The following is an 18,991-nucleotide window of genomic DNA, read 5'->3' as shown; positions in this document are numbered from 1 at the left end:
CTATTGCGAGCTCACTCCGCAAACCGGCAGCTTCCTCCCTGCCGTCGGGTTCGCAATCCCCAGGAAGTCGAGCACATGCGGCGTCACTCCATCGATCTGGGTCAGCGGATAGCTGGTGAGGTCGCCATGGCAATAAGGAACCGCCGCGGGCTTCCCATACGTATTGTTGAGTATGAACAGCGCATCCCGCTCCGAGGCGCTCTGCCCGCCGTGGTTATCGTTGAGCCCACCGTGGTCCGAGGCCACCACGATCAGCCAGTCCTCATTCGCATAATCCGGCCGGTGGACAAGCGCATCGAGCACCTGTGCGATCTGCGCGTCCTCGTCGAGGATCTTCTGCTGATACACGGCGTTGAGTGGGTCGTAGCAGCAGGTGTGGATGTCCACATTGTGCAGATAGTAAAAGATCGCCGTCGGGGCGTTATCCCAGCTCAGCCATTCCTTAACCACGTCCGTCGCCTGTTGCGAGTTCTTGGCATCGTTACGCGAGACGAAGTCAGCACCCGTCGGCATCAGGCCCTGGGTAAGGTTGGCCCAATCGGCGACCACGGCTGTCGTCGCGTCCGGATAAACTTTCTTGATCAGGTCGAACACGTGGGGCTTCTTCAACACCTGGGAGATGTCGTTCGACGTAACTCCGTGGTCCGCGGCCCAGTACCCCGTGAAGTTGCTTGCCCAGCCCGGGCCACTCAGCGTCACTTGAGGCCCGCCGGCCAGCATGTCGCTGTGGAAGGCTCCGCCATCGATCAGCGCGTTGAGCGAAGGCGGATTCGCGCAGCCCGTACAGCGCACGGCATCGCCCCTGAGACCGTCGATCCCGATAACGAGCACGTGCCGTTTGCCGGGGATGGGATCGGGTGCGTTGACCGCTGGAGAAAGGCTGTAGTGGTCATACGGATTGCCGGCATAGTCCGTTTTCAGTCCACCTACATCCGCTGCCCGCTTGTTGCTCAGGTCGCACTGGCCGGACGCCCGGTAATAGTCGAACGAGACACACCACGCACCGTGGTCGACATCGCGACATGTCGTCGCGCACGCCTCGGGTGTGACGTTGTTCAGATGCTGCGTGTTGAATCCCGAGATAGCCGCGTTCGGCGTGAAGCGGAATTCGCCCAGCGATTGCGCGTGAACTTGCGTGGCCAGGCCAAGCAAGGCAGCCACGCCCGACAAGAAAAGCTTCTTCATGGTCGCTCCCTTCCAGTGAGGTGAATCAGAACTGCACGCGCACGCCGGTCATGACATTGACCGCGGACGTAAAGAGATAGCCGTTCGCCAGGCCGTCCTCGACATGCGAATACATCGCGCCCGCGTACACGTCGAATCGTTTGTCGAACCGGTAGTCGAGGACGGCGGACACCGCGTTGAGTGTGCCGCTGCACGTACTCGCGGAACGATTGGAACAGCCCTTGCCGTCAAAGCTGTCCTGGTCGTAGTGGTACCAGGCGCCCGTCAGCGTGAGCGCATCAGTGAGGCGCATGTTCGAGCCGACCCAGGACACCTTCAACACCTTCTCATGCGGATAGGCATTGTTGTTCACGAAGCTGATGAAGTAGCCGCCCAGCGAACTGAAGCCGGCAGCCAACGGCGACGACGGATTCTCGTAGGTGATTCGTTCGAACCCGCCCATGACATTCCACCAGCCTCCCGGCCGGTACGCGGCGGTCAGCCCATAGGAGTGGTTATCCGAAACGGTCGCCGCCAACGAGTCGTGTGGCACACCCGGCGTCGCCATCTGAGCGGCCGACAGCGATGATGCAAGCAACGCCTGTTTCTTCGAGGCATAGATGGCGTCGACGGCTAAGGCCCCGAACACGCCACCCGCATCCAGCTGAAGTGCCCTACCCGGGCTCGTGTCGTTATGCCCGAACTGATACAGCGCGCCCGCGTGCAGGTTCTGCCATGTGTAGGTGTACTTCAAGGAATCGTCCAGCCGCACGTCCTGGGTGTTGCCGCCACCCGCCGTCGTGCCCGAAGCACCCAGCACGGAGAAGGCGTAGGAAACGGTCAGCGGGTCGAACTTCGTCACGACATCCGTCAGGAAGGTGTTATGACGGCCAACCGTGAGCGTGCCGAAGGTCGGCGAGGCTAGTCCTGCGAATGCCGGACCGTTGAACAACTGCCCCGCGCGGGAGCCATCGGCGCCCGTCGTCTGCACATCCGCCGACTTGCCGTTGTTATGGACCAGAGCGGCCAGCGCGTCGGAGAGCTTTCCAGACTCGGGATTGAAGCCCGACTCCAGGTTGAAGACGAAACGAAGGTCGTCGGCCACCGGAACATCGCCCCTCAAACCCAGCTTCGACTGACTCAGTCCGTTCGGCGCCACTGAGGTGATCGCGTGGTTGCTGTTCTTGGTGACCATGTACGCCAGGCCCGTATACATGTCCTGGCTGAGTGGCGCACCGTGGTTCTGGTGAGCCACGCCAATGTCCACCGTGCCGTAGAGCGTGATGCCGCTCCAGGTGAGGCTATTGTCATCGGCGGCAAAGGAAGTCTGCGTGATGCCCAGGGCGGCGAGACCGATGATCGCGCCGAGTTTCTTCCGGTGTGCCGGATTGTCGTGTCGTGCCACGTTGTAACCCCCGTCGAACGTTGCGAATGAGTGGGAAAACGATGGATTCAGGCAAGCCGCCCCCATGGCGCATCGCGTGGCGATGCGCCCGAACAAGACTCGTGGAGTGAAATCAGTGCGTGTGAGTGTGCGAGAGCGTGCCGTACGGCTGGCTGCGTGCGGCGGCTTCGCGAGCGCGTGCCGTTTCCACGCTGCCCTCTTCGAGCGAGACGTTGCGGGTCTCCTTACCCATGCGCCACCACAGTGCGGCGGCGATCGGGCCCGGCAGGGCCAACGTAATCAGGACGATCAGGGCAGACGAAGGCACGCCGGACATCTGGTAGGCATAGGTCAGCAACAGCGGCGAGATCATGGCCCCCACCCTTCCGACCGCCACCGAGATGCCCAGGCCCGTGGCCCGCATGCGGGTCGGCAGTACTTCGGACGAGATCACGTAGCCGGAGATATACGCCCAGGTCACCCCAAACTGGATCATGCAGTACGCGGCGACCATGCCGGGCAACGTGTGCAGTACATAAAGCGGAACGATCGCCAGGGCCGTGAAGCTGTAGCTCACCAGCAACGACCAGCGGCGTCCCCAGGCTTCCACCAGCCAGGCCGCCGTAAGGCCGCCAAGCAACGCCGCCGCATTGCCGTACACATAGTAGATCGGCATGCGATCCGCAGGCACCTTCATGTACGGCAGGATCACCAGGGCCATCAGTGAGAGAACGCCATATACCACGGCTGCCTGTGAGAAGTTCAGCGCGCTGGCGAGGCCGCAGCGCAGGCGGTATTGGCCGAAGAGCTCACGGATATTGCGCAGGAAGGCCGGCGTCGTCGGTGTGTACGGTACAGCCGGGTAGCGCTTGCGGGCCTGGAGCTTGTGATCGACCGACGTACCGGCGCGCTCGGCACTCGCGGCGATGCGATCCACGATCGCTTCCGTCTCCGCAATGCGCCCTTGCTGAAGTAACCAGCGCGGTGACTCGGGAATCACGCGACGAATCCAGAAGAACATCAGCGCCAGCGTCGTCCCCAGACCAAAGCCCACACGCCAGGCGATATTGCCGGGAAGCTGGTTGAGTAGCAGCAGCGTGACGGCAGCGGAAGTCAACGCGCCCAGCGGAAACCCGGAAAGAATCGTTGCGTCCGTTCGTCCGCGATGCCGCTTCGGAATGAACTCGCCCATGGTCGCCGTCACCGCCGAGTACTCACCGCCTACAGCGAGCGCCGTCATTACGCGAAAGAACAGGAAGGACTCGTAGTTCCACGAGAACACCGTGCCCGTGCTGAACACCGCATACCAGAGAAGCGTGCCAAGGAAGAGCCTCTTACGGCCGTAACGATCAGCGAGATAGCCGAATCCGATCGCACCGATGAGCATGCCAATCACCCAAAGGCTCACGGCGAGCGACCCCTGCGTGGACGAAAGATGCCATTGCGCTTTCAGCACACCGAACACGCTACCGATGATGTTCGTCTCGAACGAATCGAGTGCCCAGCCCACGCCAAGCGCAAGGGTCAGGATGGTGTGGAATCGCGTCCACGGCATTTCGTCGAGGCGCGCAAGCGCATCGGTCTGGATACTCTGCTGCGCCTTCATAAGGATGCCCCTACGGCTTGGCTGCCCGGTACGTCCACAACGTCCCGAAACGGAAAGCGCTCGATGGCGCCGATGAAGTTGCGACCGCGCACGCCGTCGAACGCTTCGGCGACGACGTCGCGCCACTGCGCCGGATCCATGCCGTAGTCGCGCGAATCCGATGACACGCCGAGGCCGTCGAGGAAGATCCGCAGCGTCTGTGGCGCGCTGCGCAGGTCGCCGAAGAGGTCTTCAAGCGCGCTGTCGCAGGACGGTTCCGCGCCGATCGCGGCCGTCATCACGTCCGGCAGGCAGAACGAGCAGGCGATGCCGTGCGCGATGCCCTGGCGGAGGGTGATCGGGTAAGAGATGTTGTGAGCCAGCGCGGTGCGTGTGTTGGAAAACGCGAGGCCTGCGCGCAGCGAGCCCAGTGCCATCAACGTGCGGGCGTCGAGGTCATGGAGGTCGCCGTTGAGGCGCGCCAGGCCCCGCATGATTTCCTTTGCTGCCTGCACGGCCAGGCTTCGCGTAATTGGGCTGGCGTTCTTGTTCCAAAGGCTTTCCAGGGCATGCGACAACGCATCGAGACCGCTGGCGATGGTGACGCTACGAGGCAAGCCGGCCACGAGTCGCGGGTCCACCACCACCGCTTCGGGGTAGAGATCGTCCCGCGACAACGACAGCTTGCGGTCGTTTTCCGGATCCCACACGGTGGCCCAGCAAGTGACTTCGCTGCCCGTACCCGAGGTGGTCGGAATGGCGATGATCGGCATGGCGCGTGGCACGTCGGCCGCCGGGTTGTTGAGTGCCTCGACCACAGGCTGCCAGCGACCGTGGCCGGTGGCGAGCACCTTGGCGGAGTCCATGACCGAGCCACCACCCAGCGCGACGAGCACGTCCGGCTTGGTCGGTAGCGCCTCCATCTGTGCACAGACGGTCTGCAGCATCGCCAAGGTCGGGTTGGGCTCGATGGCGTCGATGGTCACCAGCGCCGGCCCGGCCTGCGCCGCGATACGTTGCGCGAATCCGCGAAAGATGTCTCCCGCATAAGTCACCAGCGCGTAGCTACGTCCGTGCAGCAGACGACCGATCGTATCGAGCGAGTCCACGCCGAAGTGCACGCGAACCGGGTTATGAAACGACCAGTCCTTCATGGCGCCACCCCATCGGCAAGACGCGCTTCGATGGCATCGATCACCGGCAGCAGGTCCGCGATGGTCTCGATCACGAAATGCGCGCCCGCGGCTTCCAGGCGATGCCGCGCTACCCCCAGCCGTTCCTGCTGCTGTGTAGAAGGCAGCGCATGCCAATCGGCCAGCGACAGACCCACCTCGTTACCACTCGCGGAAACACCCACTGCCCACATGCCGGCAGCGCGTGCCGAGAGCAGGCCACTCGGGCTGTCATCCACAACCACGCAAGCCCTCACGTCCAGCGCCTCGAGGACCAGCGCGTTGACCAGGCACATGTCCGGCGCCGGACGCCCACGCGGCACGTCGCTCACCGTGCAGGTGTGGTCGGGTTCGTAGCCCTGAGCCTTCGCTAGCGGAACAAGGTTAGCCATGACTTCATGCGGATAACCCGTCGTGCTGCCGATGCGCAGGCCACGTGAACGCAGGGCAGCCATGGTCTCCAGGGCACCGGGGATGAGCGCGCTGTGGCGCTCCACGTTCGCGGCATCCGCGCTGAGAAAGGCGGCGTAGAGCTGGTCCAGATCGCCCGCGGTCGGCTTATGACCCCTCACGGCGTGCCAGCGACCCTCCACCTCGCTCATGGCCAGGATCATGGCGATGTGCTCGCGCTTGGCTGCGCCCATGGGCAGCCGGGCTTCGGCGATCGAGATCGGCACGCCGGCCGCCTCGAACACCTGACGGAAGGCGTCCACCGGCGCCATGCAGCCGAAGTCGAGCACGGTGCCCGCCCAGTCGAAGATCGCGGTGGTAAGCGGCCCGGGATAGCTACCACCCGAGGGCCGGGACGAAGGAATAACCGAAGACATGATGATGAGCGCCGCTCTACTGCCGATGATGGAGGCAGGTTAGAGACGCCAGGTTGCACCTCAATGATCGAATCCCGCCCCCTTAACCGATGGTTCCATCGGTTTTTTCGGTGGATAGATGTCACATGGATCGTTCAACCTATGGCGCAAACGATCGGACCGCCCCCATGACCCTCACCCAGCTCCGCAGCTTCATCGCCGTTGTCCAGCATGGTGGATTCACCGCTGCGGCGCGTGCCATGCACACCAGCCAGACCACGGTGACCTCTCAGATTCAGGCACTTGAAGAAGAACACGGCGTGGAGCTGTTCCATCGGCGCGGCCGCCGCGTGGACCTCACGGCCACAGGTAGCGAGTTCCTGCGCATCGCGCGGCAGATCGTGGATCTGGAAGACGACGGGCGCGTGCTATTGGAAGACAGCGGTTCCATGCGTCGCGGTTCGCTGAGGATCGGCGCGGTAAGTCCGTTCCATGTCACCGAGATGATCGACAAGTACCACGCGCGTCATCCGCAGATGTTCCTGTCGATGTCGCTGGGTAACTCGGAGAAAGTGCTGCACGATCTGGAGCACTACCTCTGCGACGTGGGCGTCATCGCAAAGGGAACCGTCGATACGCGGTTCCATATGCAGCCTTACGCGACGTACCCGGTGATCGTCTTCGTACATCGGGAGCATCGGTGGGCGAAGCGCGAGTCGGTCAGCCTTGAGGAACTCAGCGCCGAGCCGTTGCTGGTGCGAGAGCCCGGATCCACCACGCGGCTCGCACTGGAAGCAGCGCTGGGCGAGCAAGGACTCGCCGCGACGGTAGCGATGGAGATCGGCAGCCGCGAGGCACTACGCGAGGCGGTGATTCGTGGGTTGGGCGCAGGAACCGTGTCGAAGTCGGAATATGTGCCGGATGAACGACTCGTTCCGCTACCGATCGAGGGCGAACCAGTGGTGACCCATATCCAGGTCTGTTGCCTCAAGGAGCGTCGAAGAACGCAGTCGGTAACTTCGTTCTTCGACGCGATCAAACCTACTTCCGCGCAGCAATAATCTCGCTCAAGTCATCCGGCGTCCCATGTGCGCAGGAAACCGTCGCCACATGTAGCGTCGTGCGCAAACTCGCTCATTGATTCGCCATATCGTGCCCGCCCAGTATTCGATGCCTAGCCCATTTCCGTTGGACTGGAGGTACTCCGTACCGCCGCCAGTCCATGACTTCAGGCATGTATTACCATTAGTATTCAGATACTTAGACATACATGGCAGCTGTACTGACCCCTTGCCGCCTTCCAGGACATGCTCTAAACTGCACTTGTGCAAGAACCTGTACAAGTTAAGAAAGACATCAGAAGTACATAGAAAGGTAAGACACACAGGAGAACCCCATGCGAGTCGTCAGCTTTTCGGACGCCCGTAACAACCTCAAGGGTGTGCTGGATACCGTAGCGAGCGACTGCTCCATCACGGTCATCCATCGCCGTGACCACGAGGACGCAGTAGTCATGTCCCTTGCGGACTACAACTCGATGGCAGACACCATTCACCTGCTCAGCAACAAGGCAAACCGCGATCACCTCGCCAAGTCCATCGCTCAGTTCAAGGCGGGCAAGACTTCGAAACGAGAGCTGATCGAGGAGAAGGAAACCGCTTGATGGCACGGAGTATCAAGTTCACGGACGAAGCCTGGAAGAACTATCAGGATTGGACCGAAGATAAGAAGACGCTGAAAAAGATCAACTCCCTTATCAAGGATGTGCAGAGGAGTCCGAACGACGGATTGGGCGATCCACACGAATTGAGCGGTGATCTGGCTGGCTTTTGGTCCAGATCCATCAATAAGAAGGATCGACTGGTCTACGCCTTCGACGATGAGTGCATCTCCATCATCAGCTGCAAGTTCCACTACGGTGATCACTAAGCCGAAGCGCAGCTTCAGCGAAGACACAGCCGCATCGGGAGATACGGCCGTGTCTTCGGGTCAACGTTAGCGGGTAACTGCCTACTTCCGCGCAGCAATAATCTCGCTCAAATAATCCGGCGTCCCATCCACCCGCACCAGATGCGGATACTGCAGACCACCGTGATAATCCACGGGAACGGTACGGAAGCGACCCTGGTACTTCAGCGTCAGCTCGATCGGCGTCTTGCTGTCCTTGGCGGCGGTAATCGCCGTCGTCAGCACATCCTTCGAATAGGCGGCGCCATTAACCGCGACCACGGTGGCACCGCTGCTGACGCCTGCCTTGAACGCAGGGCCATCCCAGCGCACGTCGCCCACCTTGCCAGCGTCGGTCATCGTCAGGCCGATCGACCAGGTGAAGTTCACCAAGTGGCGAAGCGCTTCCGGCCGGGCGTCGTACGCCTTCTCGTAGTCGCTCTCCTTGTCGTCGTAGACCAGCTTCCAGCCCGTGCCCGCAAGGCCATCCTGCAGCTGCGGATTGATCGAGGCGACATGCGCCTTCAGGAAGGTTGCCCAGTCGTACTTGGCAACACCATCTAACGCTGCCACCACGTCCTCGAACGTATAGGTCTTGGGCACATAACTGCCATTCTCGACACCGAAGAAGCTGCGCGCGAAATCGTCGAGTGACGACTTGTCGTGCGTGAGACTGCGCAGCTTGGTGTCCACGGCCAGCCACATCATCTGGCCGCCGCTGTAATAGTCCTCACTCATCTGCCAGCTGCGGTACGGCAGGGGCCGACGCTGCGCGACGGTCGGATCATTCGTGGTGTCCTCGAGCGTGCGCCACTGGAAACCTTCGCGGTTGCGCTCGTAGTTGGCCGCGACCAGCGCCAGCCCGTCACGGAACTCCTGCGGCGACCACATACCGGCGCGCGCGGTCAGTACAAAGCCCCAGTACTGCGTCTGGCCCTCGTACACCCACAGAAGTGAATCGCCCATCGGTACGTTGAAGTTGGGAGTCCACAGATCGGCCGGACGGCGGAACTTGCCGTTCCACGAATGCGTGTACTCATGCGCCAGCAGGTCGCGCTCGGATGCCGCGTCCTTCCAACCGGTGAAGTAGTCGGCGCCCAGTCCGTCTTCGCTGGACTGGTGATGCTCCGTGCCGTTACCCGCCAACTGATCCGACAGTGAGAACAGGAAGTCGTAATGGTCGTAGTGGTGCGAGCCGAACAGCTTCGTCGCCTGCGTCACCAGGTTGCGATGCACCGTGAGCTGCTCGGGCGTTATCTCGAGGTACTTCGGCTCGTCGGCGACCACGTCCAGGAACACCGGCGCCTTGTCACCCGGATTGAGCGCGACGCGCTTGAAGTACTGGCCCGCGTAAACCGGCGAATCGACGAGGTTCTCGAAGGACACCGGCTTGAACGTGGTGGTGTCGCCTGCCTTCGAGGCGGTCTCCAGTGCGGTGCCGAGCTGCCAGCCGTGCGGCAGCGTCAGGCTGGGCGCGAAGGTGATGCCGCGCGTGTAATAGCCCGCGGGATACAGCGCCACCTTGCTCCACTCCATCGACATCAGGCGATCGGTGATCTCGAAGTCCGCGTCATCCCCGCGCTCGGACAGGTACTGAAAGTCCGCGTCGATCGACGAGACATCCGCCGGCACGTCGAGATGGAAGGCGTAGACGTTGTACTCATCGCGCTTCCACGCGAGCGGCTTGCCATTGGCGCTGAGCTTAAGGCCAGCGAGCATGGCGATCGGGCCGGTGGGCGAGTGGTCGCCGGGAATCCACTGCGGGTACAGCAGGGTCAGCGCGCCCGCCTTCACCGGAATGGATTCATGGACGCGGAAGATGCCCTGCGCCGTATCGTTCGCATCGACGTGGATCGCCACCGTCCCGACGTACGGCGTGTCCTGCGGCGGGGGTACATGGTCGGAGACAGTCCATTGCGCGGCCGCCGTGCCGGAGGCGAGGGCCAAGGCAAGGGAGAGAGAGAGGCGCGAAAACTTACGATGCTTGGCAGCCGGCACACCGGCGAAAGGGACTGAGTGCATGAAAGGCTCGACGAGTAAGTGAGGAGGGGCACATGCGAACCATGCGGCCGCCGTGAATCATAGTGCCCATTCCGCTCTTACCCGAGTGCCTTTACGCCTCGACGTTTGGCAACCGCCGCGCGCTTGCCTGCCGCCTTCGCGACGTTCGCCGCCGGCGCGCAACTACCACCGCTACCCGCGCAGCAGTTCTCGGTCAGGTAACCGACAAGGCCATTCACCGCGGCGATCACCGGCGCGTAGTAAATGAAGCGACCGCTCTGGCGACTGGTGACAAGGCCCGCGTGCAGCAGCTCTTTCAGATGGAACGAGAGGGTGGCACTCGGAAAACCCAGACGTTCGCCGATCACCCCCACGGGCAATCCTTCCGGCCCCTGCTCGATGAGCAAGCGGAATATCGCCAGGCGCGACTCCTGAGCGAGCGCGGAAAGGACCTTGATGGCGTCGGCGGTTTGCATGGCGGTTGCGTCGTTCGTCTCGATATCTCTAGAATGATAGAATCATTAGCGCCAGGCAACCCTCGGAGAGCATCGTGACGTCAGTCGATCTTCCCCACCTGACCGGCAACCTGCCGCTGCCCGAGTGGGAACGCCTCACCGTCCAGGGCGACGGCGGCCATGCGCCGCGCATCCTGATCCTGTACGGCTCGCTGCGACCGCAATCCTTCAGTCGCAAGCTCGCCTACGAGGCGGAGCGCATCCTCCAGCACCTGGGCGCCGAAACACGCGTGTTCGATCCCGCCGACCTTCCCATGCTCGACAGCGTGCCCGCGAGTCATCCGAAGGTGCAGGAGCTTCGCGCGCTTTCGTTGTGGTCGGAGGGCCATGTCTGGGTCAGCCCCGAGCGGCACGGCAGCGTGACCGGTGTATTCAAGAACCAGATCGACTGGCTACCGCTGGAAGACGGCAGCGTGCGTCCCACCCAGGGCAGGACGCTGGCCGTCATGCAGGTATCGGGTGGCTCGCAGTCGTTCAACGTGGTCAACGCCTTGCGCGTACTCGGCCGCTGGATGCGCATGGTGACCATCCCGAACCAGTCCTCAGTAGCGAAGGCCTGGAACGAATTCGATGCCGCCGGCCACATGAAGCCGTCGCCGTACTACGATCGCGTGGTTGACGTCATGGAGGAGCTGATGAAGTTCACGCTTCTGGTCCGTGGCCGCAGTGATTATCTTGTTGACCGCTACAGCGAGCGCAAAGGCGCCGCTGAGGCCCGTGCACTGGCTGCCGCTGCAGCCGTAGTGGAACCTACGTCATGACCATGAACGCAACGATCTATCACAACCCCCGGTGCGGCACCTCGCGCAACACGCTGGCGATCCTTCGCCATGCCGGCATCGAGCCGACCGTGATCGAGTACCTGAAGACCCTGCCGGATCGAGTGACACTGCTGCGCCTCCTCGTCGATGCGGGGCTGACGCCCCGCGAGGCGGCGCGTCAGAAGGAACCGCTGTTCGGTGAGTTGGGCTTAAAGGACCCGTCTGTCAGCGACGAGGCGATTGTCGACGCCATGCTTGCGCATCCGATCCTGATCGAGCGGCCGTTTGTCGTCACGGATCGCGGAACGCGCCTGAGTCGTCCGTCCGAGAAGGTGCTCGAGATCATCCCGCCGCTGCCCGGCCCGTTTACCAAGGAAGATGGCGAGATCATCGCCCCCTAGAGCGACCCGATGAGCCGCGAACCTCATATCCATTGCCCGCGTTGCAGCTGGGAACCCAAACCCGAGAGTCGCTGGGTATGTGCACCCGGCGAACCCGGCTCAGGATGCCTTACGCAGTGGCATACCTTTTGGACCGCAGGCTGCTGTCCAGGATGCGGCCATTTCTGGACCATGACCGCTTGCCCGTCGTGCAAGCGGTCGTCTCCCCACGAAGCGTGGTACCACTTTCCGCCGCCGGACAAGGATGAAGAGGTGACGAAGGAGAAGGAAGAGGTGGCTGTGGGTTGAGGCGTATGCCCGGAGCAAGCTCACCGGGACGTGACGCGTGAATCCGTGCTTCAAGAAACGCGCGGAAGCGTCAACCGGAGCGTCCTGTACTCAAGATCAGAGACGCGCTTCAAGAGTGCCGGGAAAAGCATCCTTTCGCCGCCGTGAATTACCCTTAAAAAATCGAGGTCGGCCTGCATCAGATCGAGCTCGTCGTTCAGAAGCGAATGCACCGAGCCATCCGACTGCTGAACGAACAGATCGATCGTGTCCGTTTGTGCAGTGACGGAGTCGACGATGAGTTCGATATCTCCGCTCTCGACGAAGCCCAGCAGGTTGCACGCCATATCCACCGCATCGATAGCGGCCGACGTGTAGTCAGAGTCGTACCGGCCTTCGGAATCCGGCACAGCACGCTCGCATTCCGCGACGGATACGAACTTGACCGCCTCGGCCGGACTACCCTCCAGCACCGCCCAACACCGGGCAACGGCCGCGCGCATGACGCCGCCGCCGACCCACCCCGTGTCACATTGGAACTGAAAGAAGGCCGGCATGGCCCGCTCAAGCAAGCAGATGCCGAACGCCAGGGCCTTCGCGTCACCAAGCTCCCTGATGCCGGCCACCAGTTGGTCAATCTCCGACAGCTCACTCATATCAAGGAACGCCAGTCGGAAGCTGAGGTGCACTGCCCACGTAGACCGAAAGGAGATTCTTCCCTGACGACTGCACGGTGTAGATGCCGAAATCGGCGGGGACGCGGTAGCTGACCGACATCTCGTTCGGCAGTCGCATACAGGCCGACGACATGTAGACATCGCAGGGATACTTCCGCAGATCTTTCTCGGCGGCACGTACGCTTCCAAGCGTGCAAACGCAGATGAAAAGGAGGCACGCCAGCCTCTTTGTAAATGCCATACGTCATTGCTCCAACGGGTCTGGTGCCGCCAATCGGTAGGGACCTATCCTTGGCGCCAGCTGCCGCCAGACCGTCCACGGAGACCTGCGATGACATTCCCTAAGCGCTTCATACTCGGCTTCGCCACGCTTGTCACCCTGCCCTCAGCGCATGCCTTCGACACCCAGGAGTCTCGCCGACCTACGTGATGCTTCCAGCGGATCACGCTTCGCTTCCACGTACCTAGTTGCCGGTATCACGCGTGTTGGTTCGCGCGTAAGTCGCCACCCATCGCGCTACATCGTCTGCCTCTAGCTTCCGCCCGGCAGGATGCAACGTCCAGCTGCCTTGCAAGTCCAGCAGGCGGCCATGTCGATCCACGATGCCAAGCGTTGGATACATCGCGATGTTGGCCCTGTCGAAAAAGGAGACGGCGCCCGTGACGATTTCCCACTGCATCCCGTACTTCTTTCGGAAGGCGGCTAATCCTTCCTTTGCCTCGTACGTTAACCCCAGCGCACCGATCTCCGGATGCGCCGCGTGGAATGCATTGAGCGCAGGAATCTCGGCGATGCATCCAGTGCATTCGTAAAAGAAAAAGTTGACGACGGTGAGGTCATGGTCGAAGCGATGCGAGCGGATGGTGCGGCCTTCGCTCGAGGGCAACGTGAAGGCAGGTAGCGGATCGCCGATGACCAAATCGCCCCACTTGTTCAGCGGCTTCGAGGGCAGCTTGCTGAGCGTCAGCGTGACAATGCCGCTACCCGGGTCAGGAATGAAAGAGAACTCACCGCCCGGAGCGTTCGCGCCAGCCAGAAACGCCTTGATGCCGATAGGTGAACCATCGCGACCGCGCAGCACGAGTTTCGAATGGGGGTCGATGCTCAGGCGTTGCCGTAGCGTGGCTTCGTCGGGAAAGGCTTTGGGCCGACTGTCAGCCACCACCGTGCCGGTCGCCAACATGGCTAGCAGGAAGAGAACACCGATCTTCTGCATGGCATGACTCCGTCGCGATGGATGGACGCGCTTCAGGACACCCAGTTGCTCCGGCTAGAAACGATGCGCCAGCCCCAATGGTCGTGAGATACGACGGATGTCATCGAGCCTGCGCACATCACGCCGCAGTAGTGCCCGTACGTGACGTCGTAATTGCCATCCGGCCGTTTCTGCGGGAGGCCGATGCTGATGTGATATTCGCCTTGCACGGCGTTGTCGCTCGCCGTGGCACTTGGCGCGGCACTAGCCGGAAGGATCGTAATGCCCGCGATCTGTGTCCTGGCGATGGCGGCTGCTGGGAGATCGACAGGTTTTTCGCCGCCAGTGCTGACGCTGACGTACCAGGTGCTTCCGTAGCCTCCTGAGGAAGGCGGTGTGCTGGGAGCCATCTTGAGCAGGACCGTGAGCCAGAGGTCTTCGAGATCCGGTGGACGATGCAGCCCTGCCTCTTCGGCGGCCTGGGCGGTGGCCTGCATCTGAGGAAGCGCGGGAGAGCCGACGGAGATGGCGGGGGTAGCCAGAAAGCCCAGTAGGGCCACTACGAGCCGACAGGTACGGAGATCGAGGCTACGAACGATCAGCGTGCTCATGGACGTCCCTATAAGTAAAAAGAGAGTGACTACCCCAATGCCGATACGCGTCGCCCCCTCCCTCGGCGATGCTCACTCTAACAATTTCGTGATACCAAGGCGTCCACGAGGATGCCCGAGCCGCGCCCAGTCATGTGCTCTGCCGTTTTTGTATAACCCGGACGCAATGGATCCGCGCTACCGGCCACCCTGCCCGGCGACCATGGCGGCCTTTGTCTCCGCATAGGTGCCATCCAAGGCGTAGATTTCCCTATGAAGGTCTGACCCAGGTTCGTCCCGCGGACGAGCCGCCAGGCACACGCCGAGCACTTCAGCCAGACGAAGAGAGTTCGCCGACCAGTGGGTCGCACCACAGCTGACATGCTGCACGATCAGGCACAGCTGCCGGTGATCGGGCGGCTTGTGGCTGGCAGCCTCGCGAAGCAACAGACCTTGGGCCAACTTGACGGCAAACAGGATCCCGTCGAAGGACGTGTTCGGCGGCACATCGCTCAGCCAAGGCTCCCCGAGGCTGACTTCTCGGGCCTCGAGGACGCGCATGGGATGTCGTCCTGGCTGACTGGCGAAGCGTTTCAGCCGTGCCCAGAGCCTCGCCAGCGAGGAGGCGGTACGAACGACCAGCCAGCGCACGTCATCGTCGGTCAGAGGGTCAGGTAGGGCTGCGGTGGTCATGCGGCCGATCGTGAGCCTCGGCCGTATCAAATCTTGCGAGCGGCGCTAGAGCCATCCCATGGCCGACCCCTGCTCTATCTCCTGAGCATGGTGCTGGCTCTGCTGCACGATCTCGGATCCTTGTTTTAATGGTACCACATATGATACCATTTTGGCATAACAAAGGATTGGCTGATGGCCACAATAGTTCAGGAATACGTTTCATCAGACGGGCGAAACCACTACCGCGAGTTTTTCAACAGCCTTGCTCCGCAAGCAGCAGCTAAAGCGGCTACTGCCGTTGCCCGCATGGCTGCTGGCAACACCAGTGGACTAAAAGGCCTCGGAAGCGGGCTCGCAGAATGGCGCATTGATTGGGGACCGGGCATCCGCCTCTACGTTCACCAGGATGGCGATCAACTGGTGGTGATGCTCGGAGGTAGCGACAAAGGCAACCAGTCCGCTGAAGTCACCGCTGCCGCCACGCTGGCAGCAGAATACAAAGAACGAAAGAAAGCGGCGGCGAAGACCGCCAAAGAAGCCAGCAAGGATGCGAAGGTTCAAACTGGCAAATCCACGAAACGAAAATAGCCCTCTAAACGACGGCATCAATATCCTGATTAAGGAAAGCCTTCATGGCACTTACAGTGGACTACCGCGACACGATCGCGAACCGCATCAAGGAAGATCCAGAATTTGCAAGCGCGCTCTTGGACGAAGCCATGGCACTCATGGTCAACGGCGAAGCCGAGGCCGCACGTCTGCTAATGCGTGACCTCACTCATGGCTTGCTTGGCTTCGAAACTCTCGCACGGGTCACGGGAACGCCGCCGAAGTCGTTGCACCGAATGCTTTCACCACGTGGCAATCCGAGCATGAACGCCTTGTCCGGAATCTTTGCGGAACTGGTGAAAGCCACGATCCACGCGCCGGCATTGGTGCACGTGAGCGCCGCACCGACCGTCGCCTGATACCAGTCATGAACGTCCGAATCGCTTCGACCGTTACGTGGCGCCTCTCCGCCACTAATGGCGGCTCGATGCATTTCAGCCGCATATCCGAAGATGGACCCACAAGCCGATAGACCACGAAATATCGCTATGCCATCGTGAACGCTGGCATCGAAAACATGAACCTTGAGAATGGCGGATTCGACGATGAATGTGTAAGAAACATCTTCGGCATAGAGAAAAATCCGCTTTCTGCACTTTGAAGAAAAAGTTCGAACCGCGCATCATCATTCACGAGATCCTCTCGCGAATAGATATCTTCGTCATACCCAAAATACTTAGGCATAAGTCTTTCGGGGAGAGTTCCAAGTGACGACAGCACTCGCTTGAGACTGTCTTTTTGAAATGCGTGCTGAATATCGATCATAGATCTCGACTCAATCTTTCGGACCCAGGCTGTCTCGTCGCTCTTGAGCAATCTCCTGCCGGCGATCTTGTGGTGACGGCTCGTTCTGGCACCGATACCTCACCTGGCCCAGCCGCACTGAAAGTCATCAACCACGATCGAATCATCGACAGCCACCCCATTCCTGTCGCGAGTGCTTCCACTGCGCTCGCCATGTACGGTGAAGACACAATGTTCGCTGACACGGGGAAGCTTCGTCGCGGCTGAAACATAGGCAAGTTTCAGCTTTGTCGTCGCGGTCCCGTGCTCAGTCACCGTAATATCCACCCAGCTGATGATGACGCCTGATGGCACCCTCGGCGTTTCTGATACCGCGATGACACGCGCATTCATCGTATGCGGCGCGGAAGCGCTGGCCGAGAAAGACAGAAGAAGCCCCACGACTAGTAGCGAAAACTTGCCCAAGCGGTACATGCTCGACTCCAGATCATGGCGCACCAGCATTCTTAGGAATAGCGAACGTGGTCTCGATCACCTCCGAAAAGCAGCCCGGGCCAGGATCCAGCTTGAGCCTCCAAGAGACCGCGACGGCCGACCGGGTCAGCGTCGATTCGAGGTCAGGAAAGATTGAGACCAGATCGAACTCCCGGACGAACTTATCCTTGGCTCGAATTGTGATCGGCGAAACGCCTGGTGACACTAACGGAACCAGTGTACGCAAAGGCCGATTGTTTTCTTTCTCGACGGCGCTCAATCGAAGCAAGTCTGACTCGAAGTAGAATGCCATGAGGTCGACTGCGACGTCCGTTGGATTGGTGACGGTAAGTACGAGTTTGTGACCGCCATCGGTCTTGATCAATGAACCATTGGCAGGCAATGAAGTGCAGACAGCAATACTTTCGGCGGCCACTGCGGTGTTGGACGTAGCGCCAGCAAGCAGCAGGAGAAACACAAAGCAGTTCCTGATCGTCGATAGGTTCATGCTATTTCCCCCTAGGTCCCGGGCTAGCAATGACCTTGATGCGTTCCTCCGGACGGGCGCCAAGATCCAGTCCCGTTGATCCGCACACCATAAGGCTGACACCGTAAGACGAGGAATCCGCGACGAAACGTCCCGTAATCTCTACGTACTTGCCCGTCAACGTCTTTGCCATGGATCCCAGGCTTCCCGCATTCAAAAGGCTCAGACAGCCTGAGTTTTTCTGCCACGCATCATCGTTGTCGAATTTTCTGTCGACAATGTACAACTGCTCGGGCCCGATCCACAGGTAGCCCTTGAGCCTGACGTCCTTACCGTCAAACTCCCCCCTACGTTGATTGAGAGACGAAACCGTATCAACCGACGTCGACTCAGAGGCGCTCGTCGATGCGGACAGAAGAAGCCCCAACACTAGTAACGAGAACGCAGGCAGATGTGCGCGCATCAGTAACCTCTCGACACACATTGACGTAAACGGCGTGAACGGACCCAACAATAGGATTGATCAGATGATCGTTAGGTTCGTTCCGTTCGCCTTTCTATTCGCGGAATTAGCGCGGAACGCAACAGTTCTATCCGGCTGCGCAACATGTCCGCGTGCTTGACAGTTGGCTCGGCCGATACCGGAAACACTTTGCTAAGGTCATCGGCGCTGCGAACCGCGGCTATCCACTGATCCATCAATTCGCAATATCGCTCAAGCGCCTGCGCCTCGTCGTCCATCGGCTCGACAACTAAATAGGCGCTAGGTACGTCACCAACGACTACCCAAAGCTCCTCATCGTAGCCTTGGATTTTCTGAAGAAACTCCACTATGAACACGGCGACTACTCCGCCAACCCCGCACGCGAAGTACATGTCCTTGATCGGTGGGCACCAAGAGAAGGACTGTATGTAGGCCTTTGCAGTATCCGCATCATCACCCCCAATGATGCCAGTGGCCTTTTTATAGTGCTGCTTGCTCATCATGGGATGAATCGCCGTTGTCCTTGTGATCCTGCCTATGCCCGGCAAGTGCGCGCCCCACTTGACAGGACCCAGGTCCAGCTGTTCTAGAATACCCCGCCATGCGTCCCCGCTTCCGCCTTAGCCGCCGCCGTCGAGCCCTCTCCATCGGGCTGGTGATGTTCTGCCTGCTGTTCCAGCAGCTGGCGATGGCGGCTTATGTGTGCACCCTGCCGACCCAGCCGACCGCCATGGTCATGGCCGGCGGGTGTGCGGACATGGCGATGGCCGCCGCGCCAACGAGCCACGCCCCCAGCATGCACGGCACCGATCCGCGCTGCGCGGAACACTGCGCCGACCACACCTCGGCCGTGCCCGATGCCCGCGTGCCGACGCTGCCGCCCTTGCTCCTGCCCGCCGACTGGCCGGTCCTGACGGCCACGCTGTCCGATTGCCCGGAACGCGTCGCGCTGCCGGACCCGACCCTGCTCCGGCCTGATCCACCGCCCTCGCTGCGGTTCTGCACGCTCCTGATCTAGACCCCGATCGCACGTCCCTCGTCGGCCGTGTGCG

24 protein-coding genes are annotated in these 18,991 nt (G+C 61.0%); 8 read left to right on the top strand and 16 right to left on the bottom strand.

Features of this window, described 5'->3' with window-relative positions; translation table 11 throughout:
• From HB634_RS17360 to phnX, 5 genes are all read right to left on the bottom strand, one after another.
• Positions 1-1,185: an alkaline phosphatase family protein gene (locus HB634_RS17360; protein WP_213949510.1), complete on the bottom strand. Its 1,185-nt coding sequence runs from the start codon at positions 1,183-1,185 to the stop codon at positions 1-3.
• Positions 1,186-1,210: 25 nt separating this feature from the next.
• Positions 1,211-2,569: a porin gene (locus tag HB634_RS17355; RefSeq protein WP_345777511.1), complete on the bottom strand. Its 1,359-nt coding sequence runs from the start codon at positions 2,567-2,569 to the stop codon at positions 1,211-1,213.
• A gap of 112 nt (positions 2,570-2,681) precedes the next feature.
• Positions 2,682-4,154 (bottom strand): MFS transporter, encoded by a 1,473-nt coding sequence (locus HB634_RS17350; protein WP_213949509.1) that lies wholly within the window; start codon positions 4,152-4,154, stop codon positions 2,682-2,684.
• A complete protein-coding gene (psrA, locus tag HB634_RS17345; RefSeq protein WP_213949508.1) occupies positions 4,151-5,287 on the bottom strand; it encodes an iron-containing alcohol dehydrogenase PsrA in 1,137 nt (378 codons plus the stop codon). The genes HB634_RS17350 and psrA overlap by 4 nt, the downstream gene beginning before the upstream one ends.
• Positions 5,284-6,132: a phosphonoacetaldehyde hydrolase gene (gene phnX, locus HB634_RS17340; protein ID WP_213949507.1), complete on the bottom strand. Its 849-nt coding sequence runs from the start codon at positions 6,130-6,132 to the stop codon at positions 5,284-5,286. Before phnX ends, psrA begins: the two co-directional genes overlap by 4 nt.
• Before the next feature lie 167 nt (positions 6,133-6,299).
• Here phnX and HB634_RS17335 point away from each other — a divergent pair, with 167 nt between their 5' ends.
• The 3 genes from HB634_RS17335 to HB634_RS17325 all read left to right on the top strand — a co-directional run bounded on the left by HB634_RS17335 (position 6,300) and on the right by HB634_RS17325 (position 8,040).
• On the top strand, positions 6,300-7,172 hold the full coding sequence (locus HB634_RS17335) for a LysR substrate-binding domain-containing protein (protein ID WP_213949506.1): 873 nt from the start codon (positions 6,300-6,302) through the stop codon (positions 7,170-7,172).
• A 335-nt stretch (positions 7,173-7,507) separates the two neighbouring features.
• A complete protein-coding gene (locus tag HB634_RS17330) occupies positions 7,508-7,774 on the top strand; it encodes a type II toxin-antitoxin system prevent-host-death family antitoxin (protein WP_213949505.1) in 267 nt (88 codons plus the stop codon).
• Complete coding sequence (locus HB634_RS17325) at positions 7,774-8,040, top strand: Txe/YoeB family addiction module toxin (RefSeq protein WP_213949504.1); 267 nt, start codon at positions 7,774-7,776, stop codon at positions 8,038-8,040. The genes HB634_RS17330 and HB634_RS17325 overlap by 1 nt, the downstream gene beginning before the upstream one ends.
• An 81-nt stretch (positions 8,041-8,121) precedes the next feature.
• On the opposite strand, the gene HB634_RS17320 is transcribed toward HB634_RS17325, so the two are convergent.
• Positions 8,122-10,080: a peptidase M61 gene (locus tag HB634_RS17320; protein WP_213949503.1), complete on the bottom strand. Its 1,959-nt coding sequence runs from the start codon at positions 10,078-10,080 to the stop codon at positions 8,122-8,124.
• A gap of 77 nt (positions 10,081-10,157) precedes the next feature.
• Positions 10,158-10,535: a metalloregulator ArsR/SmtB family transcription factor gene (locus HB634_RS17315; protein WP_213949502.1), complete on the bottom strand. Its 378-nt coding sequence runs from the start codon at positions 10,533-10,535 to the stop codon at positions 10,158-10,160.
• Between the two features lie 110 nt (positions 10,536-10,645).
• Here HB634_RS17315 and arsH point away from each other — a divergent pair, with 110 nt between their 5' ends.
• Positions 10,646-11,335 carry an arsenical resistance protein ArsH gene (arsH, locus tag HB634_RS17310; protein ID WP_218625544.1) on the top strand — a complete coding sequence of 230 codons (690 nt, stop codon included), beginning with the start codon at positions 10,646-10,648 and terminating at the stop codon, positions 11,333-11,335.
• Positions 11,336-11,337: 2 nt separating this feature from the next.
• Positions 11,338-11,736 carry an arsenate reductase (glutaredoxin) gene (gene arsC / locus HB634_RS17305; RefSeq protein WP_213949645.1) on the top strand — a complete coding sequence of 133 codons (399 nt, stop codon included), beginning with the start codon at positions 11,338-11,340 and terminating at the stop codon, positions 11,734-11,736.
• Between the two features lie 338 nt (positions 11,737-12,074).
• Here arsC and HB634_RS17300 read toward each other — a convergent pair whose 3' ends face one another.
• The 5 genes from HB634_RS17300 to HB634_RS17280 all read right to left on the bottom strand — a co-directional run bounded on the left by HB634_RS17300 (position 12,075) and on the right by HB634_RS17280 (position 15,159).
• The gene (locus HB634_RS17300) at positions 12,075-12,659 is read right to left on the bottom strand and encodes a DUF416 family protein (RefSeq protein WP_213949500.1); all 585 of its coding nucleotides are present in this window, start codon (positions 12,657-12,659) and stop codon (positions 12,075-12,077) included.
• 1 nt (position 12,660) lies between these two features.
• Positions 12,661-12,813 (bottom strand): hypothetical protein, encoded by a 153-nt coding sequence (locus HB634_RS17295; RefSeq protein WP_197478475.1) that lies wholly within the window; start codon positions 12,811-12,813, stop codon positions 12,661-12,663.
• A 331-nt stretch (positions 12,814-13,144) separates the two neighbouring features.
• Complete coding sequence (locus HB634_RS17290; RefSeq protein WP_213949499.1) at positions 13,145-13,897, bottom strand: TlpA disulfide reductase family protein; 753 nt, start codon at positions 13,895-13,897, stop codon at positions 13,145-13,147.
• 32 nt (positions 13,898-13,929) lie between these two features.
• A complete protein-coding gene (locus HB634_RS17285) occupies positions 13,930-14,487 on the bottom strand; it encodes a hypothetical protein (RefSeq protein ID WP_213949498.1) in 558 nt (185 codons plus the stop codon).
• Positions 14,488-14,664: 177 nt separating this feature from the next.
• A complete protein-coding gene (locus HB634_RS17280) occupies positions 14,665-15,159 on the bottom strand; it encodes a hypothetical protein (protein ID WP_213949497.1) in 495 nt (164 codons plus the stop codon).
• Positions 15,160-15,333: 174 nt separating this feature from the next.
• Between HB634_RS17280 and HB634_RS17275 the strand changes: the two genes are divergently transcribed.
• Positions 15,334-15,729 (top strand): type II toxin-antitoxin system RelE/ParE family toxin, encoded by a 396-nt coding sequence (locus HB634_RS17275; RefSeq protein ID WP_213949496.1) that lies wholly within the window; start codon positions 15,334-15,336, stop codon positions 15,727-15,729.
• 44 nt (positions 15,730-15,773) lie between these two features.
• Positions 15,774-16,109, top strand: a complete 336-nt coding sequence (locus tag HB634_RS17270) for a transcriptional regulator (RefSeq protein ID WP_213949495.1) — start codon at positions 15,774-15,776, stop codon at positions 16,107-16,109.
• Between the two features lie 505 nt (positions 16,110-16,614).
• Here the strand turns inward: HB634_RS17270 and HB634_RS17265 are convergent.
• The 4 genes from HB634_RS17265 to HB634_RS17250 form a co-directional block, all read right to left on the bottom strand.
• Positions 16,615-16,968: a hypothetical protein gene (locus HB634_RS17265; protein WP_213949494.1), complete on the bottom strand. Its 354-nt coding sequence runs from the start codon at positions 16,966-16,968 to the stop codon at positions 16,615-16,617.
• 13 nt (positions 16,969-16,981) lie between these two features.
• Entirely contained in the window at positions 16,982-17,476 is a 495-nt protein-coding gene (locus tag HB634_RS17260) for a hypothetical protein (RefSeq protein WP_213949493.1), read from the bottom strand.
• A 1-nt stretch (position 17,477) separates the two neighbouring features.
• Positions 17,478-17,918, bottom strand: coding sequence for a hypothetical protein (locus HB634_RS17255; protein ID WP_213949492.1), 441 nt, complete (start codon positions 17,916-17,918; stop codon positions 17,478-17,480).
• 71 nt (positions 17,919-17,989) lie between these two features.
• Positions 17,990-18,442, bottom strand: coding sequence for a hypothetical protein (locus HB634_RS17250; RefSeq protein ID WP_213949491.1), 453 nt, complete (start codon positions 18,440-18,442; stop codon positions 17,990-17,992).
• A gap of 98 nt (positions 18,443-18,540) precedes the next feature.
• Between HB634_RS17250 and HB634_RS17245 the strand changes: the two genes are divergently transcribed.
• Positions 18,541-18,957, top strand: a complete 417-nt coding sequence (locus tag HB634_RS17245; protein WP_213949490.1) for a hypothetical protein — start codon at positions 18,541-18,543, stop codon at positions 18,955-18,957.
• Positions 18,958-18,991 lie beyond the last annotated feature (34 nt).

Origin of the sequence: Luteibacter sp. dw_328 (assembly GCF_018449605.1) — a bacterium.
Classification (GTDB): domain Bacteria; phylum Pseudomonadota; class Gammaproteobacteria; order Xanthomonadales; family Rhodanobacteraceae; genus Luteibacter.
Note: the sequence above shows the minus strand (reverse complement) of the source record. Positions and strands in the feature narration are given on the sequence as shown.

Coding starts and splice junctions, on each gene's coding strand:
- HB634_RS17285 (WP_213949498.1), bottom strand. CDS start 14,487: ATGAGCACGCTGATCGTTCGTAGCCTCGATCTCCGTACCTGTCGGCTC.
- HB634_RS17320 (WP_213949503.1), bottom strand. CDS start 10,080: ATGCACTCAGTCCCTTTCGCCGGTGTGCCGGCTGCCAAGCATCGTAAG.
- HB634_RS17265 (WP_213949494.1), bottom strand. CDS start 16,968: ATGTACCGCTTGGGCAAGTTTTCGCTACTAGTCGTGGGGCTTCTTCTG.
- HB634_RS17360 (WP_213949510.1), bottom strand. CDS start 1,185: ATGAAGAAGCTTTTCTTGTCGGGCGTGGCTGCCTTGCTTGGCCTGGCC.
- psrA (WP_213949508.1), bottom strand. CDS start 5,287: ATGAAGGACTGGTCGTTTCATAACCCGGTTCGCGTGCACTTCGGCGTG.
- HB634_RS17275 (WP_213949496.1), top strand. CDS start 15,334: ATGGCCACAATAGTTCAGGAATACGTTTCATCAGACGGGCGAAACCAC.
- HB634_RS17300 (WP_213949500.1), bottom strand. CDS start 12,659: ATGAGTGAGCTGTCGGAGATTGACCAACTGGTGGCCGGCATCAGGGAG.
- HB634_RS17270 (WP_213949495.1), top strand. CDS start 15,774: ATGGCACTTACAGTGGACTACCGCGACACGATCGCGAACCGCATCAAG.
- HB634_RS17260 (WP_213949493.1), bottom strand. CDS start 17,476: ATGAACCTATCGACGATCAGGAACTGCTTTGTGTTTCTCCTGCTGCTT.
- HB634_RS17315 (WP_213949502.1), bottom strand. CDS start 10,535: ATGCAAACCGCCGACGCCATCAAGGTCCTTTCCGCGCTCGCTCAGGAG.
- HB634_RS17250 (WP_213949491.1), bottom strand. CDS start 18,442: ATGATGAGCAAGCAGCACTATAAAAAGGCCACTGGCATCATTGGGGGT.
- HB634_RS17335 (WP_213949506.1), top strand. CDS start 6,300: ATGACCCTCACCCAGCTCCGCAGCTTCATCGCCGTTGTCCAGCATGGT.
- HB634_RS17255 (WP_213949492.1), bottom strand. CDS start 17,918: ATGCGCGCACATCTGCCTGCGTTCTCGTTACTAGTGTTGGGGCTTCTT.
- HB634_RS17350 (WP_213949509.1), bottom strand. CDS start 4,154: ATGAAGGCGCAGCAGAGTATCCAGACCGATGCGCTTGCGCGCCTCGAC.
- arsC (WP_213949645.1), top strand. CDS start 11,338: ATGAACGCAACGATCTATCACAACCCCCGGTGCGGCACCTCGCGCAAC.
- HB634_RS17290 (WP_213949499.1), bottom strand. CDS start 13,897: ATGCAGAAGATCGGTGTTCTCTTCCTGCTAGCCATGTTGGCGACCGGC.
- HB634_RS17245 (WP_213949490.1), top strand. CDS start 18,541: ATGCGTCCCCGCTTCCGCCTTAGCCGCCGCCGTCGAGCCCTCTCCATC.
- HB634_RS17295 (WP_197478475.1), bottom strand. CDS start 12,813: ATGTCGTCGGCCTGTATGCGACTGCCGAACGAGATGTCGGTCAGCTAC.
- HB634_RS17325 (WP_213949504.1), top strand. CDS start 7,774: ATGGCACGGAGTATCAAGTTCACGGACGAAGCCTGGAAGAACTATCAG.
- phnX (WP_213949507.1), bottom strand. CDS start 6,132: ATGTCTTCGGTTATTCCTTCGTCCCGGCCCTCGGGTGGTAGCTATCCC.
- HB634_RS17330 (WP_213949505.1), top strand. CDS start 7,508: ATGCGAGTCGTCAGCTTTTCGGACGCCCGTAACAACCTCAAGGGTGTG.
- HB634_RS17280 (WP_213949497.1), bottom strand. CDS start 15,159: ATGACCACCGCAGCCCTACCTGACCCTCTGACCGACGATGACGTGCGC.